The sequence below is a fragment of the Ruegeria sp. CDSA021 genome (assembly GCF_059612325.1).
Genome location: NZ_JBXWQJ010000011.1, coordinates 147,327 through 172,678, shown reverse-complemented (window position 1 = coordinate 172,678; position 25,352 = coordinate 147,327). Strand labels below are relative to the sequence as shown.

26 protein-coding genes, 1 pseudogene and 1 riboswitch are annotated in these 25,352 nt (G+C 56.9%); of the genes and pseudogenes, 16 read left to right on the top strand and 11 right to left on the bottom strand.

Going from position 1 to position 25,352, the window contains the following annotated elements; genetic code table 11:
* Window positions 1-207, bottom strand: a pseudogene (locus AC2FLD_RS15720) (hypothetical protein); the annotation flags it as partial.
* A gap of 54 nt (window positions 208-261) precedes the next feature.
* A complete protein-coding gene (locus AC2FLD_RS15715; RefSeq protein WP_496670268.1) occupies window positions 262-975 on the bottom strand; it encodes a uroporphyrinogen-III synthase in 714 nt (237 codons plus the stop codon).
* Between the two features lie 99 nt (window positions 976-1,074).
* On the opposite strand from AC2FLD_RS15715, the gene tsaD reads away from it, so the two are divergent.
* From tsaD to AC2FLD_RS15690, 5 genes are all read left to right on the top strand, one after another.
* The gene (tsaD, locus tag AC2FLD_RS15710; protein WP_496670265.1) at window positions 1,075-2,172 is read left to right on the top strand and encodes a tRNA (adenosine(37)-N6)-threonylcarbamoyltransferase complex transferase subunit TsaD; all 1,098 of its coding nucleotides are present in this window, start codon (window positions 1,075-1,077) and stop codon (window positions 2,170-2,172) included.
* On the top strand, window positions 2,169-3,131 hold the full coding sequence (locus AC2FLD_RS15705; protein WP_496670262.1) for an NAD(P)H-dependent glycerol-3-phosphate dehydrogenase: 963 nt from the start codon (window positions 2,169-2,171) through the stop codon (window positions 3,129-3,131). Before tsaD ends, AC2FLD_RS15705 begins: the two co-directional genes overlap by 4 nt.
* 1 nt (window position 3,132) lies before the next feature.
* Window positions 3,133-3,402, top strand: coding sequence for a YciI family protein (locus AC2FLD_RS15700; protein ID WP_496670260.1), 270 nt, complete (start codon window positions 3,133-3,135; stop codon window positions 3,400-3,402).
* Entirely contained in the window at window positions 3,402-3,824 is a 423-nt protein-coding gene (locus AC2FLD_RS15695; protein ID WP_496670293.1) for an EVE domain-containing protein, read from the top strand. Before AC2FLD_RS15700 ends, AC2FLD_RS15695 begins: the two co-directional genes overlap by 1 nt.
* Window positions 3,825-3,983: 159 nt before the next feature.
* A complete protein-coding gene (locus AC2FLD_RS15690; protein ID WP_496670258.1) occupies window positions 3,984-5,159 on the top strand; it encodes a hypothetical protein in 1,176 nt (391 codons plus the stop codon).
* A gap of 219 nt (window positions 5,160-5,378) precedes the next feature.
* Here the strand turns inward: AC2FLD_RS15690 and AC2FLD_RS15685 are convergent, their stop codons facing one another.
* The 4 genes from AC2FLD_RS15685 to AC2FLD_RS15670 all read right to left on the bottom strand — a co-directional run bounded on the left by AC2FLD_RS15685 (window position 5,379) and on the right by AC2FLD_RS15670 (window position 8,431).
* Entirely contained in the window at window positions 5,379-5,720 is a 342-nt protein-coding gene (locus tag AC2FLD_RS15685; RefSeq protein WP_496670256.1) for a DUF2853 family protein, read from the bottom strand.
* Between the two features lie 140 nt (window positions 5,721-5,860).
* Window positions 5,861-6,610, bottom strand: a complete 750-nt coding sequence (locus AC2FLD_RS15680; protein WP_496670253.1) for an extensin-like domain-containing protein — start codon at window positions 6,608-6,610, stop codon at window positions 5,861-5,863.
* Window positions 6,611-6,623: 13 nt separating this feature from the next.
* Window positions 6,624-8,012 (bottom strand): adenosylhomocysteinase, encoded by a 1,389-nt coding sequence (ahcY, locus tag AC2FLD_RS15675; RefSeq protein ID WP_496670251.1) that lies wholly within the window; start codon window positions 8,010-8,012, stop codon window positions 6,624-6,626.
* A gap of 104 nt (window positions 8,013-8,116) precedes the next feature.
* Window positions 8,117-8,431 (bottom strand): hypothetical protein, encoded by a 315-nt coding sequence (locus AC2FLD_RS15670; RefSeq protein ID WP_496670250.1) that lies wholly within the window; start codon window positions 8,429-8,431, stop codon window positions 8,117-8,119.
* Window positions 8,432-8,637: 206 nt separating this feature from the next.
* Here AC2FLD_RS15670 and AC2FLD_RS15665 point away from each other — a divergent pair, with 206 nt between their 5' ends.
* Window positions 8,638-9,231 carry an HD domain-containing protein gene (locus AC2FLD_RS15665; protein ID WP_496670249.1) on the top strand — a complete coding sequence of 198 codons (594 nt, stop codon included), beginning with the start codon at window positions 8,638-8,640 and terminating at the stop codon, window positions 9,229-9,231.
* Between the two features lie 156 nt (window positions 9,232-9,387).
* Here AC2FLD_RS15665 and AC2FLD_RS15660 read toward each other — a convergent pair whose 3' ends face one another.
* The 3 genes from AC2FLD_RS15660 to AC2FLD_RS15650 form a co-directional block, all read right to left on the bottom strand.
* Window positions 9,388-10,068, bottom strand: coding sequence for an energy-coupling factor ABC transporter permease (locus AC2FLD_RS15660; RefSeq protein ID WP_496670248.1), 681 nt, complete (start codon window positions 10,066-10,068; stop codon window positions 9,388-9,390).
* Window positions 10,069-10,120: 52 nt separating this feature from the next.
* A riboswitch (cobalamin riboswitch) is annotated at window positions 10,121-10,262 on the bottom strand.
* Between the two features lie 170 nt (window positions 10,263-10,432).
* On the bottom strand, window positions 10,433-10,987 hold the full coding sequence (locus AC2FLD_RS15655) for an ActR/PrrA/RegA family redox response regulator transcription factor (RefSeq protein ID WP_050604676.1): 555 nt from the start codon (window positions 10,985-10,987) through the stop codon (window positions 10,433-10,435).
* Window positions 10,988-11,068: 81 nt separating this feature from the next.
* A complete protein-coding gene (locus AC2FLD_RS15650; protein WP_496670247.1) occupies window positions 11,069-11,695 on the bottom strand; it encodes an SCO family protein in 627 nt (208 codons plus the stop codon).
* A 91-nt stretch (window positions 11,696-11,786) separates the two neighbouring features.
* Between AC2FLD_RS15650 and regB the strand changes: the two genes are divergently transcribed.
* The 8 genes from regB to trxA all read left to right on the top strand — a co-directional run bounded on the left by regB (window position 11,787) and on the right by trxA (window position 23,606).
* Window positions 11,787-13,184: a sensor histidine kinase RegB gene (regB, locus tag AC2FLD_RS15645; RefSeq protein ID WP_496670246.1), complete on the top strand. Its 1,398-nt coding sequence runs from the start codon at window positions 11,787-11,789 to the stop codon at window positions 13,182-13,184.
* 66 nt (window positions 13,185-13,250) lie between these two features.
* Entirely contained in the window at window positions 13,251-14,756 is a 1,506-nt protein-coding gene (locus tag AC2FLD_RS15640; RefSeq protein ID WP_496670245.1) for a PAS-domain containing protein, read from the top strand.
* Window positions 14,757-14,797: 41 nt separating this feature from the next.
* Window positions 14,798-15,271, top strand: a complete 474-nt coding sequence (gene tsaE, locus AC2FLD_RS15635; RefSeq protein WP_496670244.1) for a tRNA (adenosine(37)-N6)-threonylcarbamoyltransferase complex ATPase subunit type 1 TsaE — start codon at window positions 14,798-14,800, stop codon at window positions 15,269-15,271.
* Window positions 15,268-16,272, top strand: coding sequence for an aminoglycoside phosphotransferase family protein (locus tag AC2FLD_RS15630; RefSeq protein ID WP_496670243.1), 1,005 nt, complete (start codon window positions 15,268-15,270; stop codon window positions 16,270-16,272). The genes tsaE and AC2FLD_RS15630 overlap by 4 nt, the downstream gene beginning before the upstream one ends.
* Window positions 16,269-16,955: a nucleotidyltransferase family protein gene (locus AC2FLD_RS15625; RefSeq protein WP_496670242.1), complete on the top strand. Its 687-nt coding sequence runs from the start codon at window positions 16,269-16,271 to the stop codon at window positions 16,953-16,955. Before AC2FLD_RS15630 ends, AC2FLD_RS15625 begins: the two co-directional genes overlap by 4 nt.
* Window positions 16,948-19,872 (top strand): double-strand break repair protein AddB, encoded by a 2,925-nt coding sequence (addB, locus tag AC2FLD_RS15620; protein ID WP_496670241.1) that lies wholly within the window; start codon window positions 16,948-16,950, stop codon window positions 19,870-19,872. The genes AC2FLD_RS15625 and addB overlap by 8 nt, the downstream gene beginning before the upstream one ends.
* Window positions 19,869-23,225 (top strand): double-strand break repair helicase AddA, encoded by a 3,357-nt coding sequence (gene addA, locus AC2FLD_RS15615; protein WP_496670240.1) that lies wholly within the window; start codon window positions 19,869-19,871, stop codon window positions 23,223-23,225. The genes addB and addA overlap by 4 nt, the downstream gene beginning before the upstream one ends.
* Before the next feature lie 60 nt (window positions 23,226-23,285).
* Complete coding sequence (gene trxA / locus AC2FLD_RS15610; RefSeq protein WP_050604667.1) at window positions 23,286-23,606, top strand: thioredoxin; 321 nt, start codon at window positions 23,286-23,288, stop codon at window positions 23,604-23,606.
* A gap of 151 nt (window positions 23,607-23,757) precedes the next feature.
* Here trxA and AC2FLD_RS15605 read toward each other — a convergent pair whose 3' ends face one another.
* Window positions 23,758-24,006 carry a hypothetical protein gene (locus AC2FLD_RS15605; protein WP_496803723.1) on the bottom strand — a complete coding sequence of 83 codons (249 nt, stop codon included), beginning with the start codon at window positions 24,004-24,006 and terminating at the stop codon, window positions 23,758-23,760.
* Between the two features lie 249 nt (window positions 24,007-24,255).
* Here AC2FLD_RS15605 and AC2FLD_RS15600 point away from each other — a divergent pair, with 249 nt between their 5' ends.
* Together AC2FLD_RS15600 and AC2FLD_RS15595 are read left to right on the top strand one after the other, a co-directional pair.
* Complete coding sequence (locus AC2FLD_RS15600) at window positions 24,256-24,606, top strand: Lin0512 family protein (protein WP_496670239.1); 351 nt, start codon at window positions 24,256-24,258, stop codon at window positions 24,604-24,606.
* The gene (locus tag AC2FLD_RS15595; protein WP_496670238.1) at window positions 24,603-24,965 is read left to right on the top strand and encodes a Lin0512 family protein; all 363 of its coding nucleotides are present in this window, start codon (window positions 24,603-24,605) and stop codon (window positions 24,963-24,965) included. Before AC2FLD_RS15600 ends, AC2FLD_RS15595 begins: the two co-directional genes overlap by 4 nt.
* Window positions 24,966-25,027: 62 nt before the next feature.
* Here AC2FLD_RS15595 and AC2FLD_RS15590 read toward each other — a convergent pair whose 3' ends face one another.
* Window positions 25,028-25,222: a DUF1127 domain-containing protein gene (locus tag AC2FLD_RS15590; RefSeq protein ID WP_496670237.1), complete on the bottom strand. Its 195-nt coding sequence runs from the start codon at window positions 25,220-25,222 to the stop codon at window positions 25,028-25,030.
* Between the last annotated feature and the right edge of the window lie 130 nt (window positions 25,223-25,352).

Below are 25,352 nucleotides of genomic sequence, written 5' to 3'. Positions count from 1 at the left end.
TTCGGCTTCGGCTTCGGCTTCGGCTTCGGCTTCGGCTTCGGCTTCGGCTTCGGCTTCGGCTTCGGCTTCGGCTTCGGCTTCGGAAAGGTCCTCTGCTACAGGTTCACTTTGGTCAACAGGTGTATCGTCCTGCTGCAATTCGGATTCAACAACGTCCGCCTTGGGGTCTTCCACCGGCCTTTCATCGGATTTCTTCTTACCAGCCACCGCAATATTCCCCTTATCGAATCCAAATTCAGATGAATAACAGCCCAGGTTAAGTTAATCGGGGACCTCGCCGCCCTCAACCCGCAACACACGTTTCACAAGCTTTTTAACAGCCTTACGCATTTTCTTAGGTGTCGGCTCTTTTGCGATCTTCAGGCGCGCATAGTCCAAGGAATAAAGGGGTTCAGCCGTCGCCTGACTGATAGCAGCCAACCAAAGCGGTGCTGAGCCCGACCAGATATCGGCAAAATGTCGCGCCGTTCGCGGTGAAAAAAGCGGGGCGATTATCGGCAAATCTCCGTTTGCGGCTTGGGTCGCCTCGGATGTTAGCGGCAACAGAAGCTGTTGATAAACCGGCTGTTCCCGTACCGTCAGGCCGGATTCGGTCAGGCGACCAGCGATGTTGCCCCGCGTATGCTCACCCCGCAAATGCAACAAAGGGCTTTGGGGCCGATGCTTAAGCAGGTGCGCTACAAGCTCTTCGGCTGTGGTCCCTGCCATCTCAGCCTGCCAGCCATATCCTTTGGCCGTCCCGGTCGTCGCCGGGCCGACACAATAAGCAGGCAAAGTGCGGTCGATACCCTTTGAAGCCGCCGCGTTCACCGCATTGGCCGAGGTGAAAATCAAACCCTGCACCCTGTCTGTATCAACCGCAGCAGGCAGTGGCCGGATTTCGAGTATCGGGGAATAGATGACCTGAACCCGGGATCTGAGGCGGGTTGGCAACTGCGTGACGAACCGTTTTGAGGCTGCACGCGGGCGGGTCATCAACAAATACAACGTTTGGCGCCTTGGCCCTTGAGGATTGTTTGCATCCGCGCAGGGTGATACCCCGCCGTTATTAACATGATGCAACGGATCAGGGTGATGGTGCAAACACTTACCGTGCTGGGATTGGAAAGCAGTTGTGATGACACGGCTGCTGCCGTTGTGCGCCAAACCGAAGGTGCGGGTGCTGAAATCCTGTCGTCGGTGGTGCATGGCCAAACCGATCTGCACAGCGCCTATGGTGGTGTTGTGCCCGAAATTGCCGCGCGGGCACACGCGGAAAAACTGGACACCTGCGTTATCCAAGCGCTGGAGGCCGCTCGCCTTGAACTGCGCGATATCGACGCCATTGCCGTCACCGCAGGTCCGGGACTGATCGGCGGTGTCCTGTCCGGCGTCATGTGTGCGAAAGGGCTGAGCGCGGCCACCGGATTGCCTCTGATCGGCGTCAATCACCTTGCAGGTCACGCGCTGACACCGCGCCTGACCGACGGGATCAGCTTTCCCTACCTGATGCTTCTGGTGTCGGGCGGCCACTGTCAGTACCTGATCGCCCACGGGCCAGAACGATTCACCCGCCTTGGTGGCACCATCGACGATGCACCCGGTGAAGCCTTCGACAAAACCGCGCGCCTGCTGGGCCTGCGGCAACCCGGCGGCCCGTCGGTTGAAGCCGAGGCCCGTGCAGGTGATCCCAAACGCTTTCGCTTTCCACGGCCGCTGCTGGACAGGCCCGGCTGCGATCTGTCCTTCTCGGGACTGAAAACAGCCTTGATGCGAATGCGCAATCAGATCGTTGCCGAAAAGGGCGGCTTAACCCGTCAGGACCGCGCGGATCTGTGTGCCGGGTTCCAACAGGCGATTGTGGACACTTTGGCCGAGAAAACCCGACGCGCAATTGATCTGTATCTGGACCTCAACCCCTCTGTTCCCGTCATCGCTGTTGCCGGAGGTGTCGCTGCAAATTCGGCTATTCGATCCGCATTAGAGACTGTTTGTGCTGAAAAAGGTACGCAGTTCACAGCTCCTCCGTTGCCACTGTGCACGGACAACGCCGCCATGATCGCCTATGCGGGGCTCGAGCGATTTCGCAACGGCTCTCGCGACGGCCTGGACCTGACCGCACGTCCCCGGTGGCCACTGGATCAGCGCAGCCCGGCAATGCTGGGCAGCGGCAAGAAAGGAGCCAAGGCATGAGCATTTCTGTCCTGGGTTCTGGCGCATTCGGAACCGCACTGGCGATCTCATTGGCTGGCAACGGGCCGGTAACACTGTGGGCGCGGGACGCGGATCAGGCGCGACAAATGCAAAAGACGCGAAGAAACGAGGCTCGCCTGCCCGGTGTAACCTTGCCGCCAAACATTACCGCAACAGCGGACACCCAAGAAGCGTGCACCGCAGATACGCTTCTTCTGGCTGTGCCCATGCAGAAACTACGGCAGGCTTTGACAGATCATGCTCCCTTGCTGGAGGGCAAAACACTGGTTGCCTGCTGCAAGGGGATCGAACTGACCTCGGGCCTCGGTCCGATTGCGGTGATTGAAAGCGTTGTGCCGACTGCCAATGTCGCGCTGCTGACAGGGCCCAGCTTTGCAGACGACATCGCACGCGGCCTGCCGACTGCACTGACTCTGGCCTGCGCAGATGCCCAGATCGGCAAGGCACTGCAAGCCGAGCTGACAACGACAAATCTCCGCCTCTATCGCACGACCGACACGGTTGGGGCCGAGTTGGGCGGGGCGTTGAAGAACGTCATGGCCATCGCATGTGGCGCTACGATGGGCGCCGGTTTGGGTGACAGTGCACGGGCGGCTTTGCTGACGCGCGGATTCGTCGAGATGCAGCGTTTCGCCGTGGCACGTGGTGCCCGCCCGGATACTCTGATGGGTCTTTCTGGGCTGGGCGATCTGGTGCTGACCTGCTCATCCGACCTGTCCCGAAATTACCGTTTTGGCCTGAGTTTGGGTCTAAACCAGAGTTTTGACAGCCGAACGACGGTTGAAGGTGTCGCAACTGCCCGCGCCATGTCGGACATCGCCACCAAAGAAGGGTTGGACATGCCCATAAGTACGACAGTGGCGGATCTGAGCCGCGGTGCATACAGTGTGTCCGAGGCCATTCAAACCCTGCTCAATCGCCCCCTAAAGGAGGAATAACATGCTGATCGCTCTCATTGCCAAAGACAAACCCGGCGCCCTGCAAACCCGGCTGGACAACCGTACTGCCCATCTGGGCTATATCGAAGAAACCGGTATCGTGGCGCAGGCAGGTCCCTTGCTGGATGGCGATGCCATGATCGGTTCGTTGATCATACTGGACGTCGAAGATTCGGCCACTGCACAAAAATGGGCCGACAACGACCCTTATGCCAAGGCAGGGTTGTTCCAGTCGGTTGAGTTGATTCCATGGAAAAAGGTGATCGGCTGATGGCGTATTGGCTGTTCAAATCAGAACCTTTAACCTGGAGCTGGGGTCAGCAAACCGCCAAAGGGGACGCAGGCGAAGAATGGGACGGCGTGCGAAACTATCAGGCGCGCAACTTCATGCGTCAGATGGCAGTGGGTGATTGGGGTTTCTTCTACCATTCGCAAAAAGACAAATCGGTGGTGGGCATCGTCGAGGTTTGCGCCGAAGCCCATCCTGACAGCACCACCGATGATGAGCGATGGGAATGCGTAGATATCAAGGCGGTGCGGCCCTTTGCCAAACCGGTGACGTTGGACCAGATCAAAGCGGACGAGCGTCTGGCCGAGATGGTGTTGGTCAAGAACTCGCGCTTGTCGGTGCAGCCCGTGACTGAAGACGAATGGAAGGTGATTTGCGCCCTGGGCGACACGCAGCCTGATTGACCTGCGCAGCTGTGTCAGGCGTAAAACTTCTCAAACGTCTGGCAAAATGTTATATTTCCTTGGGCTTCGCCGGGTGGGGGCGTGTCATCTGCGGATAATTCAAACGCAGACGCTTGGTGGTGTTCGATTTAGATTCGGTTTCTTTGAAAGTGTGACCCCATGTCTGACGATGAAGGCGGCAATGGGATAATAGAAGACGCCATTGCTGCGACGCACTCGAAAACCTGGGAAACGCGCCTGAAAGAGGCGCGCGAAAAGCGTGCCGGTGTGCTTGCTGAAGCAAAGCCCGATGCGCGTGAACCACCGCGCTTGAAACCGGCTGAGACCGATCTGCTTCCTCCGGCAGACGAGGCAGAGATCGATGAGATCGTGTCTGAACGCGTGCGTTCGCTTAACTTGGATGAGCCACGCAGCAAACGAACCTCACGTTCCCGGGTCGTGGCTGTCGTGGCAGCTTTGTTTTGTGGGGCTTTCTTGCATTGGGTTGCAACACAGGTGTTCGCTACCTGGCAGGCCACATCCGAACCTTCCGTGGCACAAACGAAAGGCTCCGTCGGTCCAACCGAAACGAATGATGTCGTTTTGCCTGAAATTGCGTCCGCTGCCTTACTGCCAAAAGGCCCTACTGAATCTGAGCCGAAAGACCCGGCCCCAAAGACGCTGCTCGAGACAAAGACCAAGGCTCTTGCCGACGATACCGAAGATCCGCCAAATAAAGAGATTGCAGTATCCTTCACCCCGCCCGTGGTATTCTTGCCGGTGTCTCTTGCTCCGGTTTCAGAGGATTTTACCCCGCAAATTACGCAGGTGTCACTTTCAACCTCTGTTGCGCCACAGATTCTCAATCCCAATCACTTGAAAGAAAAAGATTTTTCAAACAAGACCCATGTGGTGTTCGACCCCCTGCCTCATGAAATCACAGTGTCGGCAACCCCACCTTATACTGAGGTTAAGCCACTGATATCGCAGAAGTCTTTTATAGACCTGGACGTGTCCCTGTTCGTGCCAGGCAGGGTCTCGGAGGACGTTAGCAATCGGGTGCTTGAACTATTGACCCGGAGCCAGGCGAACGTGGTTGCGACGGCACGTGTAGGGTATCGGGTCAGAGAAACTCAGGTCCGCTTTTATCACCCCGATGACGCTGAGAATGCCAGCCTTGCGGCCCAAGCGCTTGGTGGTGTTGCGCGGGATTTCACAGCATCGGGCAGCAAAACCCGCCCGGGTCGGATCGAGGTGTACCTTGCTGGTTCAGGCGGAGGTGCAAACCGTACTGCGCAGCAACAGCCAACCGGCATTGAAACCTTCATAGAACGCCTGCTGAACGAGTTTAGATAACGAATGAGGGAAGGCTCTGACGATGCAGAACCTTCCCTACCTCCGCGTGCTCCCTACTCACCACACGCGTATGGAAATGTCTGGTTCTGACCGTCCTGGTCACAGTTTGAACTTAGCCTGACCGCAGTCGGTGATTCAAACATCAAGTGCTTAAATTGCAATTCAAATACGAAGCGCCCGCCGTTGGATCGACGGGCGCTGCATCAATTCACCAAACAATTAACCGTAGACGGCTTCTTTACCGAAGTGCTTGGTCAGCATGTAATAGACCACAGCCCGGTATTTGTTACGTTCGGACATGCCATAGGTTTCCATGGCTTTGTTGATCCCCTCCATCAGTTCCGGACCATCGACAAGGCCCAGCTTCTTGATCAGGAAGTTGTTCTTGACGGTTTCCAGTTCGGACTCCTGGCTGGCTGCAACAGTTGCCGCATCTGCGTCATAGATCGCCGGACCGCAACCGATCGTGACCTTGGTCAACAGGTCCACATCGGGGTCCATCCCACACTTGTCCTTCAGGTCTTCTGCGTATTTGGCGATCAACTCGTCGCGCTTGCCCATGTCCCAATCTCCTTAATGCGTTAATCCGGTCCTTTTCACCGATGGCCGGAAGACTAGCCGCGCCCGAGTGTTTTCCAAAAGGAAAAAAAACTGCAATTCCTCCCCCCTAGTCAGAACCAGGCAGAAACGGGCGGATGTGTCTATCGGCAATACCCCCAACCGGGGCCTTGCAGGTGGAAGTGATCGGCGTGCAAACGGTTGAAATCAGGGCCAAGAACCACACGAAACCAATCGCAGGCACCATACCAGATCTGTCGCAGAAACGCGGCCTCTGGGTCGTTGCCCTGCCAGTCAACCAGCAAGGTAAGCGTCCGACCGTCAGTGGTATCCAGCCCAACGATATCAATCGAGTCTGCGCGGGCGTGGCTGCTCCACCCACTGTTTTCGCCTTGCGCAGTGCGCATACGGCGGCAATTGTAACTGCCAATGTGGCGTATTCGGGCAATTTCAGTCCCAAGATGATCCCGCGCGGCGGGTTGCACCACGTGGTTTTCCCACATGGCCAGACGCAAGGTGGTGGCGCAGCTGGTTTCAACAGGCTGCAACCGCGCCGTGACCAGTTGCGACAGCAAACCTCGCCCGCTGACGCCGCAGTTCTGGTCGACGATCAAATCCTCCATCGCCGGGAATCGAACACCGGCCTCTGCCAAGGCAGCCCGGCACTGCCCCTCATCCGCCAGTGCGCGATCCAACTGCCACTTTGTGACCGGCGTCACCGGTGCGCTGATTTCCAAATCGCGTAAGGGATTCCAATGAATAGGCACTGGCGTCTTGGGATGTGCCAACAGCCACCATCCTCCTCCACCCAGCAGGATCGCCACGACCGCCAGCCTGAAAATGAAAGACGCCGCCGAGTACAGAAATCGGCGGCGTCCAGAGGTCTGCGTCATCGTATTACAGCGCTTAGTAGCGGTAATGTTCCGGCTTGTACGGACCTTCCGGCTTCACACCGATATAAGCGGCCTGATCTGCATCCATCTGGGTCAGCTTTACGCCGATGCGATCCAGATGCAGGCGGGCCACTTTTTCATCCAGATGCTTGGGCAGGATATAGACGTCGTTTTCGTACTGATCACCCTTGGTGAACAGCTCGATTTGCGCCAGAACCTGGTTGGTGAACGAAGCCGACATCACGAACGAGGGGTGCCCGGTGGCGTTGCCGAGGTTCAGCAGACGGCCTTCGGACAGCAGGATGATGCGGTTGCCCGAGGGCAGTTCGATCATGTCCACCTGTTCCTTGATGTTGGTCCATTTGTGGTTCTTCAGGCTGGCGACCTGGATTTCATTGTCAAAGTGACCAATGTTGCCGACGATGGCCATGTCCTTCATCGCACGCATGTGCTCGATGCGGATCACGTCCTTGTTGCCGGTGGTGGTGATGAAGATGTCGGCGCTGTCGATTTCATCTTCCAGCAGGGTCACTTCAAACCCGTCCATCGCGGCTTGCAGCGCGCAGATCGGGTCAACTTCGGTGACTTTCACACGGGCACCCGCGCCGCGCAGCGAAGCGGCCGAACCTTTGCCCACATCGCCGTAACCGCAAACCACGGCAACCTTACCGGCCATCATGGTGTCGGTGGCGCGGCGGATGCCATCGACCAGCGATTCCTTACAGCCGTATTTGTTGTCGAATTTCGACTTGGTGACGCTGTCGTTCACGTTGATCGCCGGGAAGGGCAGTTGGCCGTCCTTAACCAGCTGATACAGGCGGTTTACGCCAGTAGTTGTTTCCTCAGAGACGCCCTGAATCTGGTCACGCATCTTGGTGAACCAGCCCGGCGATGCTTCCATGCGTTTGGCGATCTGCTTCTTGATCACTTCTTCCTCTTCCGAACCCGGAACAGGGATAATGTCTTCGCCCGCTTCCGCGCGGGCACCCAGCAGGATGTACAGCGTCGCGTCGCCGCCATCGTCCAGGATCATGTTCGGGCCGTCTGCGAACAGGAAGGATTTGTCCAGATAATCCCAATGCTCTTCCAGCGTCTGACCTTTAATGGCGAAGACAGGAATGCCAGCCTCGGCAATTGCTGCCGCCGCGTGGTCCTGGGTCGAGAAGATGTTGCACGATGCCCAGCGCACATCCGCGCCCAGCGCAACCAGCGTCTCGATCAGAACAGCAGTCTGGATTGTCATGTGCAGCGATCCAACGATGCGCGCACCTGACAAAGGCTTGCTTTCGCCGTATTCCGCACGCAGGGACATCAGGCCCGGCATTTCGGTTTCAGCAATATCCAATTCCTTGCGACCGAACCCGGCCAGTGAAATGTCCTTAACGATATAGTCCCCGGCCATCAGGCGCTCCATTTTTCCGGTTAAACTCAGTCCCGGCTGCCCCTAGCATTCCTTGGGGCAGGTGGCAATGTCGATGGCTTCGGATCGAAGGTTATGGGCCGCTGTCAGCTTGGGGTGCCTTCAATTTTTACTTTTGGTATCGCTTCGAAAAAATCTGTGCCGACGGCAACAATACAACTAATGCCGTTCGCATTGGTGACCAGTACGGTATAACTTCCGGTTTCTTTTGAGGTCCAGACCTCCATCACCGAATGCGCGCCACGCGTTTTTTGCAGGCCGCCAAAGGCCAATTCCTCGGCGTAATTTTCCTGCAATTTGGCGATAATATCGTCGCGCTCTGCGCAATTCTTGGCAAAGGCGGGCGGGGCTGTGGCAGCCATACCAAAGGTCAATGCAAGGGCGAACAAACGCTTGAACATGACAAACTCCTTTCATTTCGCGTTTCGCTTGTGAGAGGAGCACACCGGGAGAAGCATGTGCCCCCCTCGGTTTTTATGTCGGGATCGGATGATGTTGTTTCAAAGCACGAATGCTCAAGAAAACGTTGGCAGCAAGTGATCCTGACAGGTAGATCATACCATAAAATTACGATTTTAATGTGTTCGACTTCACAAGGCATGGCAAAATGGCAACACAACCCCGAGCATGGCAGAGGATGCTGTCAGGCCGCAGGCTGGACCTGTTGGACCCAACCCCGGTCGATATCGAGATCGAAGATATCGCGCATGGGCTGGCCTTTGTGGCCCGCTGGAACGGGCAGACAAACGGTGAATTCGCCTATTCCGTAGCCGAACATTCTCTGCTGGTCGAAGAGATTTTTGGCCGCATTGCCTCCAAAGCCCCCGCTAAATGGCGATTGGCAGCCTTGTTACATGACGCACCGGAATATGTGATCGGCGATATGATCTCACCCGTCAAATCCGCTGTAGGCCCGGACTATGGCGCACTGGATGACCGGTTGGCGGCGGCGATCCATATCCGATTCGGGTTGCCTGCTGAAGTGCCGAAGACGATCAAACGACAGATCAAGAAAGCCGACAAGATCAGCGCCTGGATGGAGGCCACCCAAATCGCGGGATTCTCTGAGCCAGAAGCGACCAAGTTCTTCGGTCGCCCGGATAAGGCGGTGATGGAGGGGTTGAGGATTACGCTGCGCCCGCCGGTCAAGGTGCGAGAGGCGTATATGGAACGACATGCGGCGTTAATAGCTTTTCTATAGAAAACCAATTTCAACCAATGTCCGGGTTGCACCCAAAGCTACCGAGATGATGCGGGGTAACGATTGACTGTGTTGACGATGTTGCAAGGGGATTCCATCAATACCGTCTAGGGTGATCTGTGGCACGAAGAGCACCACAGATCGTCAATTTCACGCCTAAGTGGCTGCGTTATGCAAACGGTTGGCGAACACGCCTTTGTCGGTCAGATCACGCAAGCTTTTCGCGCCTGCCAGAGCTGCCAGATCGGCCAACGGTTCGATCAGAATGACTAGCAGATACGCCACCCCAAAGCTGGTTACAGCTGTAAGGTTCTCGCTGCCGAAGCCTTGACCGTAAATCGCCCAGAAAGCCACCCAAGCCACAACACCACCCTGATAGACCGCTGACATCTTTAGTACGTCCAAGTACCGCAGATCGACATATGCAGTCGTCGATGGAATAACTTTCTTTGCCAGCGCGTCCACTGCAAAGAGCGGGAACAGCAGAGTGGAGATGTTCACAAAATACATTGGCAAATCAGTTGGGGCGAAAAGGAAACCCTGGATCGCCAAACCACCCGCAAGACCGAGGGCCGCAGGCCCGGAACCAAGTAGCAAAAACAGTGTCGTACCAAGGATTATGTGCACTTCGGAGATTCCAACAGCGAAGTGTGGCAAGATTTCAAAGAAGATGAACACCCCAAAAGCGGCAATGACAGACCGAACGCCAAATGAGACGACGGAGTGGGTTTGGAGATCATCATTGATCACTTTCAAGGAATAGCCCGCAGCGGCAGCAGCCGTCCCATAGGCGAGGGCCATTTTCGCGCCGTCAACGACGCCAGGTTCGATATGCATAGTAGAGTTCCTTTCGCGTCCACCCGACGCAGAAAAAGGGCCAGAAAATTCCGGCGGTTGCGTAAAGATGGTTGGTATCCTGACTCGTAGCCTTGAAAACTATGACTACTTACAGTTGCGGGGGCAGTCCGGGCTTTTACCTGGTTCCCAATTAAGACCTCCTCTCGAAGGTCACCATCGTCGCTACACTACACAAGCTAAGGTTCGGAGCAAGGCTTGATTGCGGCGCTTAGGCATTTGCCAGCGGCAGATGAAGCGGAAATTAGGTTGGTGAATATGAAAATCCGCTTTGCCCCGCAAAGCAGACTTAATCCGTGTCCTCAGAGCAGAATCTTGGTTCAGATTGAAACCAATTCGCCACTCGTCACCGCGGGCTACGCTTCGCCAAAATACGCTGCAACGTCCTGCGATGCATGTTCAGCCGGCGTGCGGTCTCCGACACGTTCCGGTCGCACAGTTCGTAGACCCGCTGAATATGCTCCCAGCGCACGCGATCCGCGCTCATGGGGTTTTCCGGCGGTGGCGGCAGTTCGTCGCCCTTGGCCAGCAGCGCATTGGTGATGTCGGTGGCATCGGCGGGTTTGGACAGGTAATCGGTTGCACCGATCTTGACGGCCGCTACGGCAGTGGCAATCGCGCCATATCCGGTCAGAACAACAACCCGGCTGTCGGGGCGCTTTTCCCGCAGCACTTCGACAACATCCAACCCGTTGCCGTCTTCCAGCCGCAAATCCACAACCGCGTAAGCGGGCGGGCGGGCGGTAGAAATGGCGCGGCCTGCGGCAACGGAACCGGCGGTTTCAACTTCGAATCCGCGCTTTTCCATGGCCTTGGCCAGACGTCTCAGAAACGGCTCGTCATCATCTACCAAAAGCAGGGACTTGTCAGGGCCGATATCAAGCTGAGAACTGTCTGCCATATGTTAGGTCTTTCCGTTATTTCATGCCTTTGGCTTGGGTATGAGTAATAGCAGCGCAGGAACAAAGGTCAAACAACCTTGTCACGATGCGGCCTGATCCAGAAAGCACCCAACCTTGTCCGCCATCTGCTCGGCCGTGTCATCGCGCTTGAAAAACTCAAGAAAACCGTGCTCGGGCGTGACCAGATAGGTGAAGGTGGAATGATCGACCAAATAAAACTCGTCGCTTTTGTCATGGGCCTTGTAATAGGTTTTGTAGGCTTTGCTAGCTGCTTTCACTTGCTCGGGCGAGCCGGTCAGCGCGATGGTTTTGCCGCCGAGGTTGAATGCATAGTCGGCCATCACTTCGGGCGTGTCGCGATCCGGATCAATTGAGATGAACAGCGGCGTCACCGATTGCCCGCGTTCAGCCAGAATATCGACGGCCTCGGCGTTGCGCGACATGTCGAAAGGGCAGACATCGGGGCAGAACGTATAACCGAAATAAACCAGCGTCGGTTCAGTGATCACGTCTGCGTCAGTGACCGTCTCACCCTTGCCGTTGACCAGCTCAAAGGGTCCGCCGATTGCTGCGGTTCCTCCGGCGATCTGGCTGGACCGGCACTGCGCGAACTGATCGCCAGTGCCACCACCACGCGTCAGAAGCCACATGGCCCCAAGGCCAATTACCAGTACAACAGCTGCAAGAATTGCGTATAGACGGGTCATTTCAGTTTTCCGGTCGCAAGGGGGTTGTTGATCGCTTCGGCTGGGACACCTATCAAGATGATCAGCCTTTGCAACAGGACATAAAGAACCGATGGCAGAATCCAATCAGACTTTTTGGCGCGGCCAGGAACGGAGCAGCTGGATTCGCCTGCGCACCCTGATCCTGTTGCGATGGGTGGCCATCATCGGCCAGTTCACTGCCATCACCGTTGCCCAGCAATATTATGACGTGCAGCTGCATCTGGGCCTGTGCTATCTGGCCATCGGCATTTCGGTCATGAGCAATTTTACGGCCATTTTGTTGTTCCCGCAGAACAAGCGCCTGACCGAGTTTGAAAATTTCTTGATGATCCTGTTTGATCTGCTGCAGCTGTCGATACTGCTGTATCTGACGGGGGGCTTGAACAATCCGTTTGCGCTGCTTCTGTTGGGGCCGGTTACAATTTCTGCCAATGTCATGAGCACCCGGTCGACCCTGATCGTTGGGGCTGTGGCGATTGTTCTGACCACGCTGCTGGCCGAGTTTCACCTGCCACTGCGCACCAATCTGGGGCTGGTTCTGGATATTCCGGATATTCTGCTGTTCGGCAATTGGGCCGCAATCGTCATCGCTATCGTTTTTATCGGAGCCTACTCCCACCGCGTCAGCTCTGAAGTTCAGTCCATGTCCGAAGCATTGGCTGCAACGCATATGGCGTTGGCGCGCGAACAGAAGCTTACCGACCTGGGCGGCGTTGTTGCCGCCGCCGCGCATGAGTTGGGCACTCCCTTGGCAACCATAAAACTGACCAGCGCGGAATTGATCGAGGAACTGGATGATCGCCCGGATCTGATAGAAGATGCCGCGCTGATCCGAGAGCAGGCCGACCGCTGCCGCGATATTCTGCGTGATATGGGACGGGCCGGTAAAGATGACCTGCACTTGCGGCAGGCGCCACTGTCGACCGTGGTGAACGAAGCCGCCGAACCACATGTGGGACGTGGCAAAGAGGTTCATTTCTCGGAAGGTCCGGTGCAGGACGGGGATGTGCAGCAGCCTTCGATCCTGCGAAAACCCGAAATCATTCACGGGTTGCGCAATCTGATCCAGAACGCTGTGGATTTTGCGCGGGCCAATGTCTGGGTCGAGGCCGAATGGACCGACAACAGGATCACCGTCAGCATCATGGACGACGGACGTGGATATCCGTCGCATATGATCGGACGCATCGGTGATCCCTTTATGCGGCGCAGGCGAGCGGAAACGGATCAGAAAACCCGCCCTGAATACGAAGGTATGGGCCTTGGCCTGTTCATCGCCAAAACCTTGCTGGAGCGCAGCGGAGCCGAATTGGAATTCGCCAATGGCTCGGACCCCTATCAACACCTGACCGACGACCCGGACCGCAAAGGCGCCATCGTCAAAGTGTCGTGGCCGCGCAACCTGATTGATGCACAAAAGGGCGATACCCCAGTTCCATCGGGTTCAAACAAGCGCATTCAGGTGTGAGTTAAGAGACCATTAACCAATCTTACCCATAGTCCAATCGGGCTTGGGTCTGCTTTGGGGAATTTGATGGCCGATTGGATCATTCTGGCCGCGATCAGCGTTGTATCAGGTTGCTTTGCGGTTCAATGGCTCTTGCCGCGCCGTACGCTGCGGGACCAGACCTTTGGCCTTTTTTCCAACACCTCTTTGTTCGACGCGGTGTTCCTGTTCGACGGAGAGCGGTTGATCAGTCATTCCGACATTGCTCTGGCCGGTTTCGAACATGTAGGAAACTGGACAGATCTGCGCCGATTGCTGCAAAGGGATTTCCCATCCTTTCCTGAAATTCCAGACAAAGTGCGCGATGAAGGCTTTATCGTGGTCTCACCGATAGATTGCACCGTTGAGCGTGATGTGATTTGCGAGTGGATTGATGGAATTGTCCGTGTGCGTCTGCGTGAAGCGGCCAAGACCAAACCCGTGGGATCAGAAGCGTCGATAGATCCCACCCGGCTGGCGATGGATCAAGCCCCGTATCCGGTGTGGTTGCTGGACCGAAACAAACGGGTGCAATGGTGTAATGCTGCCTATGTCACACTTGCCCGCAGGGCACGCGATCAGGACACTGACCTGACCGATCCTTTGTTCCCGGCCCTCGTTGAGGAACGATCCATTGGAAAAACCAGAGTATCGATCGATCTCGCTGACAGCAGCACCAAGCTGTGGTTCGATCTGACTCAGGTAGAGAACGAGGCTGGTCACTTGTGTTACGCTGTCGACATCAACGCCATTGTCGAAGCAGAAACTGCCCAGCGCAAATTCGTTCAAACCATGACCAAGACGTTTGCGCAGCTTTCGATCGGTCTGGCCATCTTTGACCGCAATCGACAACTTGCACTTTTCAACCCCGCTTTGATCGACCTGACCACCCTGCCCCCCGATTTCCTTAGTTGTCGCCCAAGCCTGAGCGGCTTTTTTGACCGTCTTCGGGATCAACACATGATGCCGGAACCCAAGAACTATCGCAGTTGGCGACGTCAGATGAATGACCTTCTCGAGGCGGCAGAAGACGGTAACTACCATGAAACTTGGTCTCTCCCGTCAGGCTCGGTCTATTCCGTCAGCGGTCGACCACACCCGGATGGTGCCGTGGCGTTCTTGTTCGAAGATATTACCGCCGAGATCACTCTGACGCGCCGTTTTCGATCTGAAATGGACCTGATGCAATCCATATTTGACAAGCTCGCAGATGCGATTGCCGTTTTCACCGATGATGGTTCTCTGGCCTTCACGAACTACGCCTATCAAGAGCTTTGGGGGGACACGCAAGACGTTGGGTTCCAGACTGAAACGGTCACAGACGTCACACGGTGCTGGCAAGATCTGTGCATTGCGACCCCTGTGCTTGGCGAAATCCGAGACTTTGTTGAAATGCGCGACAACCGGACCGAATGGACGGCTGAAATTCAGTTGAGATCCGGCATCGCGATCGATTGCACCATCACGCCAGTTCACAACGGCGCAACAATTGTCCGATTTGCAGTTTCTGAAACGCCCACAAAAAGCGCCGCCATCAAACAGATCAGCGCCTGAACCGGGTTGCAGCCCGTCAGGCGCGGGGCCATTGTGGCGCCATGACGACAATGCCCCTATCTCTGACCTTCAAGTCACCGGAAGAAACCACCAAATTCGCCGAGAACGTCGGTGCGATGCTGCAGCCAGGCGATGTTGTGCTGTTGGAGGGCGAGATCGGTAGCGGAAAGACGCATTTTGCGCGCGCGCTCATCCAGTCGCTTATGCCCGAGCCCGAAGATGTCCCCTCGCCTACGTTTACCTTGGTGCAGGCTTACGATACGCCAGCCGGTGAAATCTGGCACTGCGACCTCTATCGCCTGAGCATGGTGGAAGAGGTCGAGGAACTGGGGCTGATCGATGCGTTCGACACTGCAATATGCCTGGTCGAATGGCCGGCCAAACTGGGATCCCTTACGCCGGATGCCGCTTTGCAAATGATACTCAAAACAGACTCTAACAATGAGAATTTGCGCCATTTGACGCTGTCGTGGAACGATCCGAAATGGGAAAGAAAACTGGAGACCGCCAGATGACAAACAGAGCAGTCCTGGCCGAGGCGCTGATTGCACAAACCCCATGGGCCGATGCAGACCGCGCGCCTCTGGCGGGTGATGCTTCAGACCGTCGTTATGAACGGCTAACGGACCCGTCCAGCGGGCGAACTGCCGTTTTGATGGATGCGCCACCTGAAAAATGCGAGGATGTCGAAACATTTGTCCGCGTTGCGAACTACCTGCGATCCGTAGGCTTAAACGCACCCGAGGTTTATGCAGAGGATGCCGAATTTGGTTTTCTGCTGTTGGAAGATCTGGGCGATGACCTTTTCACCCGCGTTCTGGCCAAGGACTCCTCTAAAGAACGCTTGCTGTACGAGGCCGCAACAGATGTGCTGCTTCATCTGCATCAGGCCCCCACCTTGTCTTTGACCTCATTCGACCCGGCGCTGATGACAGAACTGACCACATTGGCCTTCACGAAATATGCGGCGGGCATATGGGGAGAGTTTGACGCGGATGCTTTGGACCGGTTTGAGCACAGGTTTGCGGATATTCTGCACCGTGAAACATCAGGGTCAAAAGCGGTCTCGCTCAGGGATTATCACGCGGAAAACCTGATATGGCTGCCAAATCGCGCAGGGATCAAGCGCGTTGGCCTGCTGGATTTCCAATCCGCGGTTCTGGCCCATCCCGCCTATGATCTGGTGTCTTTGCTGCAGGACATACGCCGAAAGGTCTCACCCGGGATCGAGATGCAGATGATCAATCGGTACATCGCAGCCTCCGGCGTGGACGACCACGATTTTCGAACCGCTTACAGCGTGTTGGGTGCACAACGAAATTTGCGCATTCTTGGTGTATTCGCGCGCCTTGCGACCGACTATGGCAAACCGCACTATGTGGATATGATACCGGCTGTTTGGGCGCATCTGATGCGCGATCTGGATCACCCGGCTCTGGTGTCGATAGCCCCGCTGCTGCACGAGTCTTTGCCCAGCCCAACGCCCGAAAACCTTGACAAGCTGAGAGTGCAATGACCGGATCGCCCTTTGCAGTGATGCTGTTTGCCGCGGGGTTTGGCACCCGTATGGGTGCTTTGACCAAGGACCGGCCCAAGCCGTTGATCAAGGTATCCGGGCGTCCCCTGATTGATCACGCGCTGGATATTGTTCATGAGCTCGACCCCGTGCGCATTGTGGCGAACGTACATTACCACGCAGATCAGCTGCATGAGCATCTCGACCCCAAAGGCGTGGTGATCTCACGCGAAGTGCCCGAAATCCTTGAAACGGGCGGCGGATTAAGGGCCGCCCTGCCCCTGTTGGGCACCAATCCTGTGTTCACGCTGAACACTGATGCGATCTGGTCCGGCCCAAACCCTTTGACCCTGTTGCAAAAAGTGTGGGATCCAACCCGTATGGACGCGCTTTTGATGTGTGTTCCAGTTTCCCAAACCACAGGCCACAATGGGGACGGAGATTTTACGGCCGACCCGGACGGGCGCATCACGCGCGGGCCCGGTTTGGTTTATGGAGGCGCGCAGATTCTCAAAACGGACGGATTACGCGCGTTTTCGCAGTCAGCTTTTTCGCTGAACCTGCTTTGGAACCAGATGCACGAACAAGGCCGCCTGTTTGCTGTCGAGTATCCGGGGCGCTGGTGCGATGTGGGACGTCCCGAGGGGATCACGCTGGCCGAAGGACTGCTGGCTGATGTTTGAACTCAGCGCCCTGCCCCGCGTATTCGCCGTGCTGCCTGGCACGGACTTCCCTAAGGCATTGGTCGATGGTCTGCGGCAGCGCTGCTCTGGCCCGCCTGAAACCTTGGCTCGGGTGGAATTGGTGCTGAACACGCGGCGTATGGAACGGCGCGTCCGCGAGTTGTTCAATCAAGGTCCGCCCTGCCTGCTGCCACGCCTGTCGTTGGTCACCGATTTGGGGGAAAGCGTTGATCTGGCGCAGATTCCCCCTGCCTTTCCACCGCTGCGGCGGCGTCTGGAACTGACTCAGCTGGTGGCCAAACTGCTGGAACAGCAACCGGATCTGGCAGCGCGTTCTTCGGTCTTTGACCTCTCGGACAGTCTGGCCGCGCTCATTGACGAAATGCAGGGCGAAGGTGTTTCGCCCGAGGCCATCCTGCAGTTGGATGTCAGCGACATGTCCGGACATTGGGCACGAGCGCAGGCTTTCATCGGCATTGCCGATCATTTCATCGACACTGGCGCACAGGCGATGGATGCGCAGGCTCGCCAACGTCGCGTTGTCGAAAACCTGATCGCGCGTTGGCAAGGGAATCCTCCGCAGCATCCGGTCATTCTTGCGGGCTCCACCGGTTCGCGCGGAACAACCCTGATGCTAATGGAGGCGATTGCACGCCTGCCACAAGGGGCGCTGGTCCTTCCGGGTTATGATTTCGACCAGCCCAATCATGTCTGGCAAGGTTTGGATGATGCGTTGACATCGGAAGATCATCCGCAATACCGGTTCCGCAAACTGATGCGCGCGCTGGAGCTTGCGCCCGATCAAATCACCCCATGGACAGACTTTTCCTCCCCCTCGCCTTCACGCAACCGATTGGTTTCACTCGCTTTACGCCCGGCGCCTGTAACAAACGCCTGGATGACCGAAGGGCCTAAACTGACCGACTTGGAAGGCGCAACCAAAGACCTGACCCTGGTCGAGGCACAATCGCCTCGAGCCGAAGCCCTGGCCATCGCCTTACGCTTGCGACAAGCTGCTGAAACCGGTCAAACCGCCGCCTTGATCACGCCGGATCGTATGTTGACCCGTCAGGTCAGCGCGGCGTTGGATCGGTGGAACATCCTGCCGGATGACAGTGCGGGCTTGCCTCTGCAACTCTCACCGCCCGGTCGTTTTCTGCGCCATGTGGCCAACCTGTTCACGCGCCGCCTTGAGGGCGAAGCGCTGCTGACCCTGTTGAAACACCCGCTGTGTCATGACGGAGGTGAGCGCGGCAATCACCTGTTGCATACACGTGATCTGGAACTGGACCTGCGCCGCAACGGTCCACCATTCCCGGACAGCATCAGCCTCACGGAATTTGCAGTCCGCAAGGAGGCGCCGGAAAGCTGGGTTAGATGGGTCGTGCATCACTTCTGCAATCAACAGGTCAGTGGCGAATTGCATCTTTCGGACTGGGTGGAACGGCTGACAGCACTGGCCGAGGCGATCTCGGCCGGCAGCACCGGTGAAACCGGCACGCTTTGGGACAAGAACGCAGGTCAAAAGGCGCTGGCGGTGGTGAACTCTCTCAGGGATGAGGCGCAGCATGGTGGCCCGATGACGGCCCATGACTTTGCCGACCTGCTGGGTGCTTTGCTTGCGGGCGAAGAGGTTCGTGATCGCGACGCACCGCATCCGCACATCATGATCTGGGGTACGCTCGAAGCCAGGGTACAGGGGGCCGATCTACTGATTCTCGGGGGGCTGAACGAAGGAAGCTGGCCCGAGGCCCCGGCACCCGACCCCTGGCTGAACCGTCAGATGCGCGACAAGGCGGGGTTGCTGCTGCCTGAACGCCGGATCGGCCTGTCTGCGCATGATTTCCAGCAGGCCATCGGCGCGCCCGAGGTTTGGCTGACCCGCGCGACCCGCTCGGATGATGCGGAAACGGTGCCGTCGCGTTGGCTGAACCGCCTGACAAACCTGCTGCAAGGCTTGCCGGGGCAGGGTGGCCGTGACGCTCTGGAAGGGATGCGCGCCCGCGGTCAGCGCTGGCTGAACTGGTCTGAGGTTCTGGAAGATGCACCGCACATAGACCCGGCGCCACGCCCGTCGCCACGCCCCCCGGTCGCCGCGCGCCCACGTCGTCTGTCAGTGACCGAGATCAAACGGCTGATTCGTGATCCTTATGCGATCTACGCCAAACATGTGTTGCGGCTGAAACCGCTGGACCCCTTGGTACAGGCCCCCGATGCTTTGCTTCGGGGCATCGTGATCCATGAAATCCTTGAACATTTCGTCAAAGACAGCGTGTTGGACAGCGCATTGTTGACGCGTGAGAATTTCCTGAAACGGGCGCACACCCTTCTGGATCAACATGTCGCCTGGCCCACCGCCCGCAAACTCTGGCTGGCCCGGCTGGAGCGGATCGCGGATGACTTCCTGGGTGCCGAACTCTCGCGCCGGGGTGATGGTGGGCCTGTGGCGTTTGAGGCGGCGATGAAACTGGTGCTGGACCCTCTGGATTTCACCATTGTCGGACGTGCGGACCGGATCGATCACAACAGCCGGGGGTCACTGCGGATCATCGATTACAAAACCGGTGCGCCACCGACGGAGAGTCAGCAGTCCAAATTCGACAAACAGTTGCTGATCGAAGCCGCCATGGCCGAGCAGGGCGGTATCGAGAGCATTGACCCGATAGACGTGGCCGAAGCCATCTTCATCGGGATGGGCGGCAGTTACAAAGAGGTCGTGGCACCCTTGGTCAAGGAGCCAACCGACAAAGTTCTTGCCGAGCTGAAAGAGCTGATTTCAGCTTATTTAGAGCCTGATCAGGGGTTTTCTTCGCGTCGGATGCTGCACAAGGATACGGATATCGGTGACTATGATCATCTGGCGCGGTTCGGCGAATGGGACCGCACAGCCGATACTTGCCCCGAGGACCTGACATGAGCCCGCGCAACGATGCAACCGAACGGCAGGTGCAGGCCGCCCGCCCTGACGCCTCGACCTGGCTGGCAGCCAACGCAGGGTCGGGCAAAACACGGGTTCTGACCGACCGCGTGGCGCGTTTGCTGCTGGGTGGGGTGCAGCCGCAGCACATCCTGTGCCTGACTTACACCAAGGCCGCCGCCAGCGAGATGCAGAACAGATTGTTCAAGCGCCTTGGTGAGTGGGCAATGCTGGATGATGATTCTCTGCTAGAGCAATTGACCGATCTGGGCGTTCCCGGCGACATCAACCTGGACAGGCTGGCGCAAGCACGCACCTTGTTTGCTCGCGCCATCGAAACGCCGGGCGGTCTGAAAATCCAGACCATTCACTCGTTCTGCGCTTCATTGCTGCGGCGTTTTCCGCTGGAGGCCGGGGTCAGCCCGCAGTTTTCCGAAATGGAAGATCGCGCGGCGGCCCTTCTGCGAGAGGAGATCGTCGAGGATTTTGCCCAAGGCACGCAGGCTGGGTTGATTGAAGATGCGGCTCGGTTTGTCACCGATACGGGCTTTGACAAATTGACCGCTGCGATCACGCAAAAGCGCAATCTGTTCGCGCAGCCACTGGAGTGGTCGGAACTGTTGACACGGTTCGATCTTCCGCACGGTTTTGACGAAACCCATCTGTTTGAGCGTGTGTTCCTTGGTGGCGAAGTCGAGTTGATCCAGTCTATGCTGCCCGCTTTGACGGAAAGCGGCGGTAACAATGCCAAGGCCGCGGCTAAGCTGGTCGGGTTCACCGAATCCCGGTTGGCGCATTTGCCCATGTTGGAAAGCGTGTTGCTGACCGGAAAAGGAGCAAAAGAACCGTTCACCGCCAAACTCAACAGCTTTCCGACCAAAGCCCTGCGCGAAGGCGCTCTGGCCGACCGGATTCCACAATTAGAAGCCTTGATGCTGCGGATTGAGGCGGCGCGCGAACAACGTCTGGCGCTGGTCGCTGCGCAGAAAACCACAGTCCTGCACCGCTTTGCTGCCGCTTTCCTGCCCGAGTACGAGCGGCGTAAGCAGCTGCGGGGCTGGTTGGATTTCGACGACCTGATCTTGCGCGCGCGGCAAGTGTTGAATGACCCGGCGGTGGCCGAGTGGGTGCTGTATCGGCTGGACGGAGGCATCGACCATATTCTGGTGGATGAAGCGCAGGACACCAGCCCGGACCAGTGGGACGTGGTCGAGAAACTGGCCCAGGAATTCACCAGTGGGGAAGGAGCGCGATCCGGGGTTGAGCGCACGATCTTTGTGGTCGGCGACAAGAAGCAGTCGATCTATTCCTTCCAGGGCGCCGACCCACAGGCGTTTGACAGAATGCAGGAAGAGTTTGGCCGAAAACTGGCTGAATCAGACTCTAAATTGTGGGACATGACGCTGGAATACTCGTTTCGATCCTCCAGCGCCATCCTGTCTTTGGTCGATTTTCTGTTTGAAAACCGGATCGATGCCGGATTTCACAAGGACAGCCAGCATCGTGCGTTCAAGGCCGATCTGCCGGGCCGGGTTGATCTTTGGCCCGTCGTGGAAAAAGTCGAAGATTCCGAAGAAGGCGACTGGACCGATCCGGTGGATCGCCCCGGTGCGCGACACCATACCGTCATTCTGGCCGAGCAGGTTGCGCAGTCGATCAAGGCCATGATCGAACGGGGTGAAACGATCCCGGAGGATGGCAAATCCGACACATTCGTACGTCGGAAAGTGAAGCCGGGGGATTTCCTGATCCTTGTCCAGCGCCGTTCGGACCTTTTTGCCGAGATCATCCGCGCCTGCAAATCTGCCGGTCTGCCGATCGCGGGCGCTGACCGGCTGAAAGTGGGTGCTGAACTTGCGGTCAAAGACCTCGCCGCGCTTCTGAGCTTTCTGGCCACGCCCGAAGACAGCCTGTCACTGGCGACGGTTCTGAAATCCCCTTTGTTCGGATGGTCCGAGCAGCAGCTTTTTGATCTGGCGCACCGGCGACAGGAACAGTTCCTTTGGGCTGCGCTGCGTAACCGGGCTGATGAATTTCCCGAAACGCTCGCCATATTGAATGATCTGCGCAGCCAAATCGACTTTCTGCGCCCCTATGACCTGATCGAACGTATTCTGACCCGCCATGACGGGCGGCGCAAACTGCTGGGTCGTCTGGGGGCCGAAGCTGAAGACGGTATCAACGCCTTGCTGTCTCAGGCGCTGGCGTATGAACGAACGGATATTCCCAGCTTGACCGGGTTTTTGGTCTGGATGCAGACCGATGATCTGGAAATCAAGCGGCAGATGAGCGGTGTCGGCAACATGATCCGGGTGATGACAGTGCACGGTTCAAAGGGCCTTGAGGCTCCGATTGTGATCCTGCCGGATACTGGCAAACGCCAGCCACCACGTGATGCCGAGATTATGGTGGCCGATGGCACCCCGCTGTGGAAAGTGTCAGCAGATGTCTCGCCCAACCTGATCTCGCAAGCACGGGAAGTGGCGCGCAACCGCGAGGAAAATGAACGGCTGAGATTGCTGTATGTGGCTCTAACACGGGCTGAAAAATGGTTGATCGTGGCCGCAGCCGGCGACTTGGGCAAAGACGGCAACAGCTGGTATCAAATGGTCGAAGCCGCGATGGAGAGAGCCGGGGCCGCACAGGTAGCGGGCTCCGACGTCCGCCGCCTGTCCCACGGGGATTGGGACGCACCGCCTTTGACCGACCAGCCACAAACGGTCGCTGACCAGGTCGATCTGCCGGATATGTTCCAGCACCCGGCACCCGAACCGATTGACCCTGTAAGCGCGCTCAGCCCTTCGGATCTGGGTGGTGCCAAAGCGTTGCCCGGGGATGCCGGTTTGGATGAAGACGCTGCAAAACTGCGCGGAACGCGTCTGCACCTGTTGCTGGAACACCTGCCGACAGCCGCACCGGACATCTGGCCCGAGCTTTGCGCCCGGTTGCTACCGGATATGCAGAACGCAGACCGTCAAGACCTTTTGACCGAAGCCACCCAAGTGCTGACGACGGAGTCTCTCAAACACATCTTTGCACGCGAAACTCTGGCCGAAGTGCCGGTAACCGCAGATTTGAACGGACAGCGGATGCACGGAATCATCGACCGGCTGATCGTATCAGATGTGGACGTACAAGTGGTTGATTTCAAAACAAATGCGACCGTCCCAAACCGGATAGAAGATTGCCCCGAAGGACTGTTGCGCCAGATGGGGGCCTATGCTCAGGCGCTGGCACAGATTTATCCTGACCGCAGCATCCGAACCGCCATTCTGTGGACCCGGACTGCAAACTTGATGTGGCTGCCACACGATCTTGTGACGGAAGCCTTGGCCCACGCCCGGATGTCTTGACCTTACCCGGCGTGGCACCTACGTTCTGTTCCCGAGCTTACCCCATTCAGGAGACAGAATATGTCGACCGTAGCCGTTACTGACGACACCTTTGACGCCGAAGTCAAAAACTCGACCGTTCCCGTGGTCGTGGACTTCTGGGCTGAATGGTGCGGCCCCTGTAAACAAATCGGCCCCGCGCTGGAAGAACTGGCCGCCGAGTATGGCGACAAGGTGAAAATCGCCAAGGTCGATGTGGACAGCAACCCGAACGCGGCGGCCGCAATGGGCGTGCGCGGTATTCCGGCACTGTTCATCTTCAAGGACGGTCAGGTTGTATCCAACCGTGCAGGTGCGGCCCCCAAAGCTGCGCTGCAAAGCTGGATCGACGAATCCATCTGATCTGGCCCTAGCAGATTGTTCCAAAGGCGCCTCAGATCGGGGCGCCTTTTTGCTTAAGACAGCCAGAATTGGCAGCTTGTCCAAAAACTATTTGACAGATTTCTACACATGGAGTCTAACGGTAGTTGCAAATCCTGATTCGCGACGCGTTTCAGAAAAAAAGCGCCACGTCAATAACTTGATGTGGCGCTTTTTTATTTTCTCTTAACAAGTGGCGAATATCCCATCCTTTTCCCGATACCGCTACATATTGTGGTTCACGCAATATACCTGTTGACTCATTGAATATGGCACAATTATGTTCACGATACCTGCAAGTCTTGTAGGTGGAGACGCGTTGCGAATCAGGATTTGCAACCTTGTGGCGCGTCTCCGTACTCAAGCTATGGAGAATGGCCATGAATTATCATGCCAGAAAAAAACCTATTGGAACAACTTCGCGGACTGGGGAAAAGTGCCCGGAGAGCGGGGTTTGGAAGTCGTTGGATACTCCATCGACCACAGCCCCGATCGCAAAAGGTAACGTAATGCCACCACACAACCGGAAGGCTGTTACCTGGAAGCTTATCCAGCACGCATAAGTTGCTTCAGAACTCCAAAGGCGCCTCAGATCGGGGCGCCTTTTTTGTTGCATATGTCGGAGAAACCAATGGCAAAAACGCGGGTTCTTGTAGAGTTCGGGATGGGTACCTCCCTGCGCCGAATGGACTATACCGAGGCATCGTTGCGAGCGATCAAGGATGCGCTGTGGCACAACTCGGTCAATATGGCTGAACTGTTTGGATTCCCCAAAGAGGCAATGATCATTGATGCTGAAATCGGCGTCCAGCAGCCGGATCAGGTGGATACCGAAGCGCTCAAAGCCATCTTCCCTTATGGTCAGCCGAATATCACGGTCACAAAAGGCGGGTTGGATATCCACAAACCACATAGTGACGGGTGCACGGTCATAGCCAACGCCGCTCTGGTCGTTTCTTTTGACATGGAGCCCACGCAATGAGTGAAAAACGCATCATCCTGGAAATGGGAACAGGCAACGACCTGTACGGTCAGGACTATACCAAAGCGGCCCGACGTGCGGTGCAGGACGCACTGCATCATTCATCGATCACACTGTTTTCAAAACTTGGAATTGATCATTCCGAAATGCGCGTCAGCGTCACAATCGGCGTACAGGATCCCAAACAGGTGGATTGCGATCTGGTTGCTGCCGACCTGCCAAGGGGCAGGGCCGAAGTCCGCGCAGTCAAAGGAGGTTTGGATGTTGTTGATGAAGCGGCTGGCACCAAACATGTGGTTGCAACTGCTGCGATCGAAGCTTTTCTGCCTGACCTTGCCGGAAAATTCGTGCAGAACTGAGCAAAGAAAAAGCCGCTCGGAATCCCGGGCGGCTGTTTCGAATTGGTGATCCGTCAGAAGGATCAGAGTTTGGCGATATCCTCGCGGATCAGACCAATGTCGTCCAGCTGAGCGTCGCTGAGCTTCGACAGAAGGATCCGTGTTTTACGTGCGTCGTTCCAGTTGACAACAGATTTGACGACGTTGGTGAAAGTGTCCGCCACGTGCAGGATGGTAGCTGCTCCGAGCGGCGCATGGATATTAGCGGTGGTTGCCATGAGCGCAGTCCTTTTTGAAGAAACAGCCGACCCGTTGTCGGTTGTGAGCCTCATGTAGTACCTCTGTGCCGGACTCACAATTGCTGGTCTGGTAGACCCGAATTGCATTTCTTGCATATCTTTTGGGCGG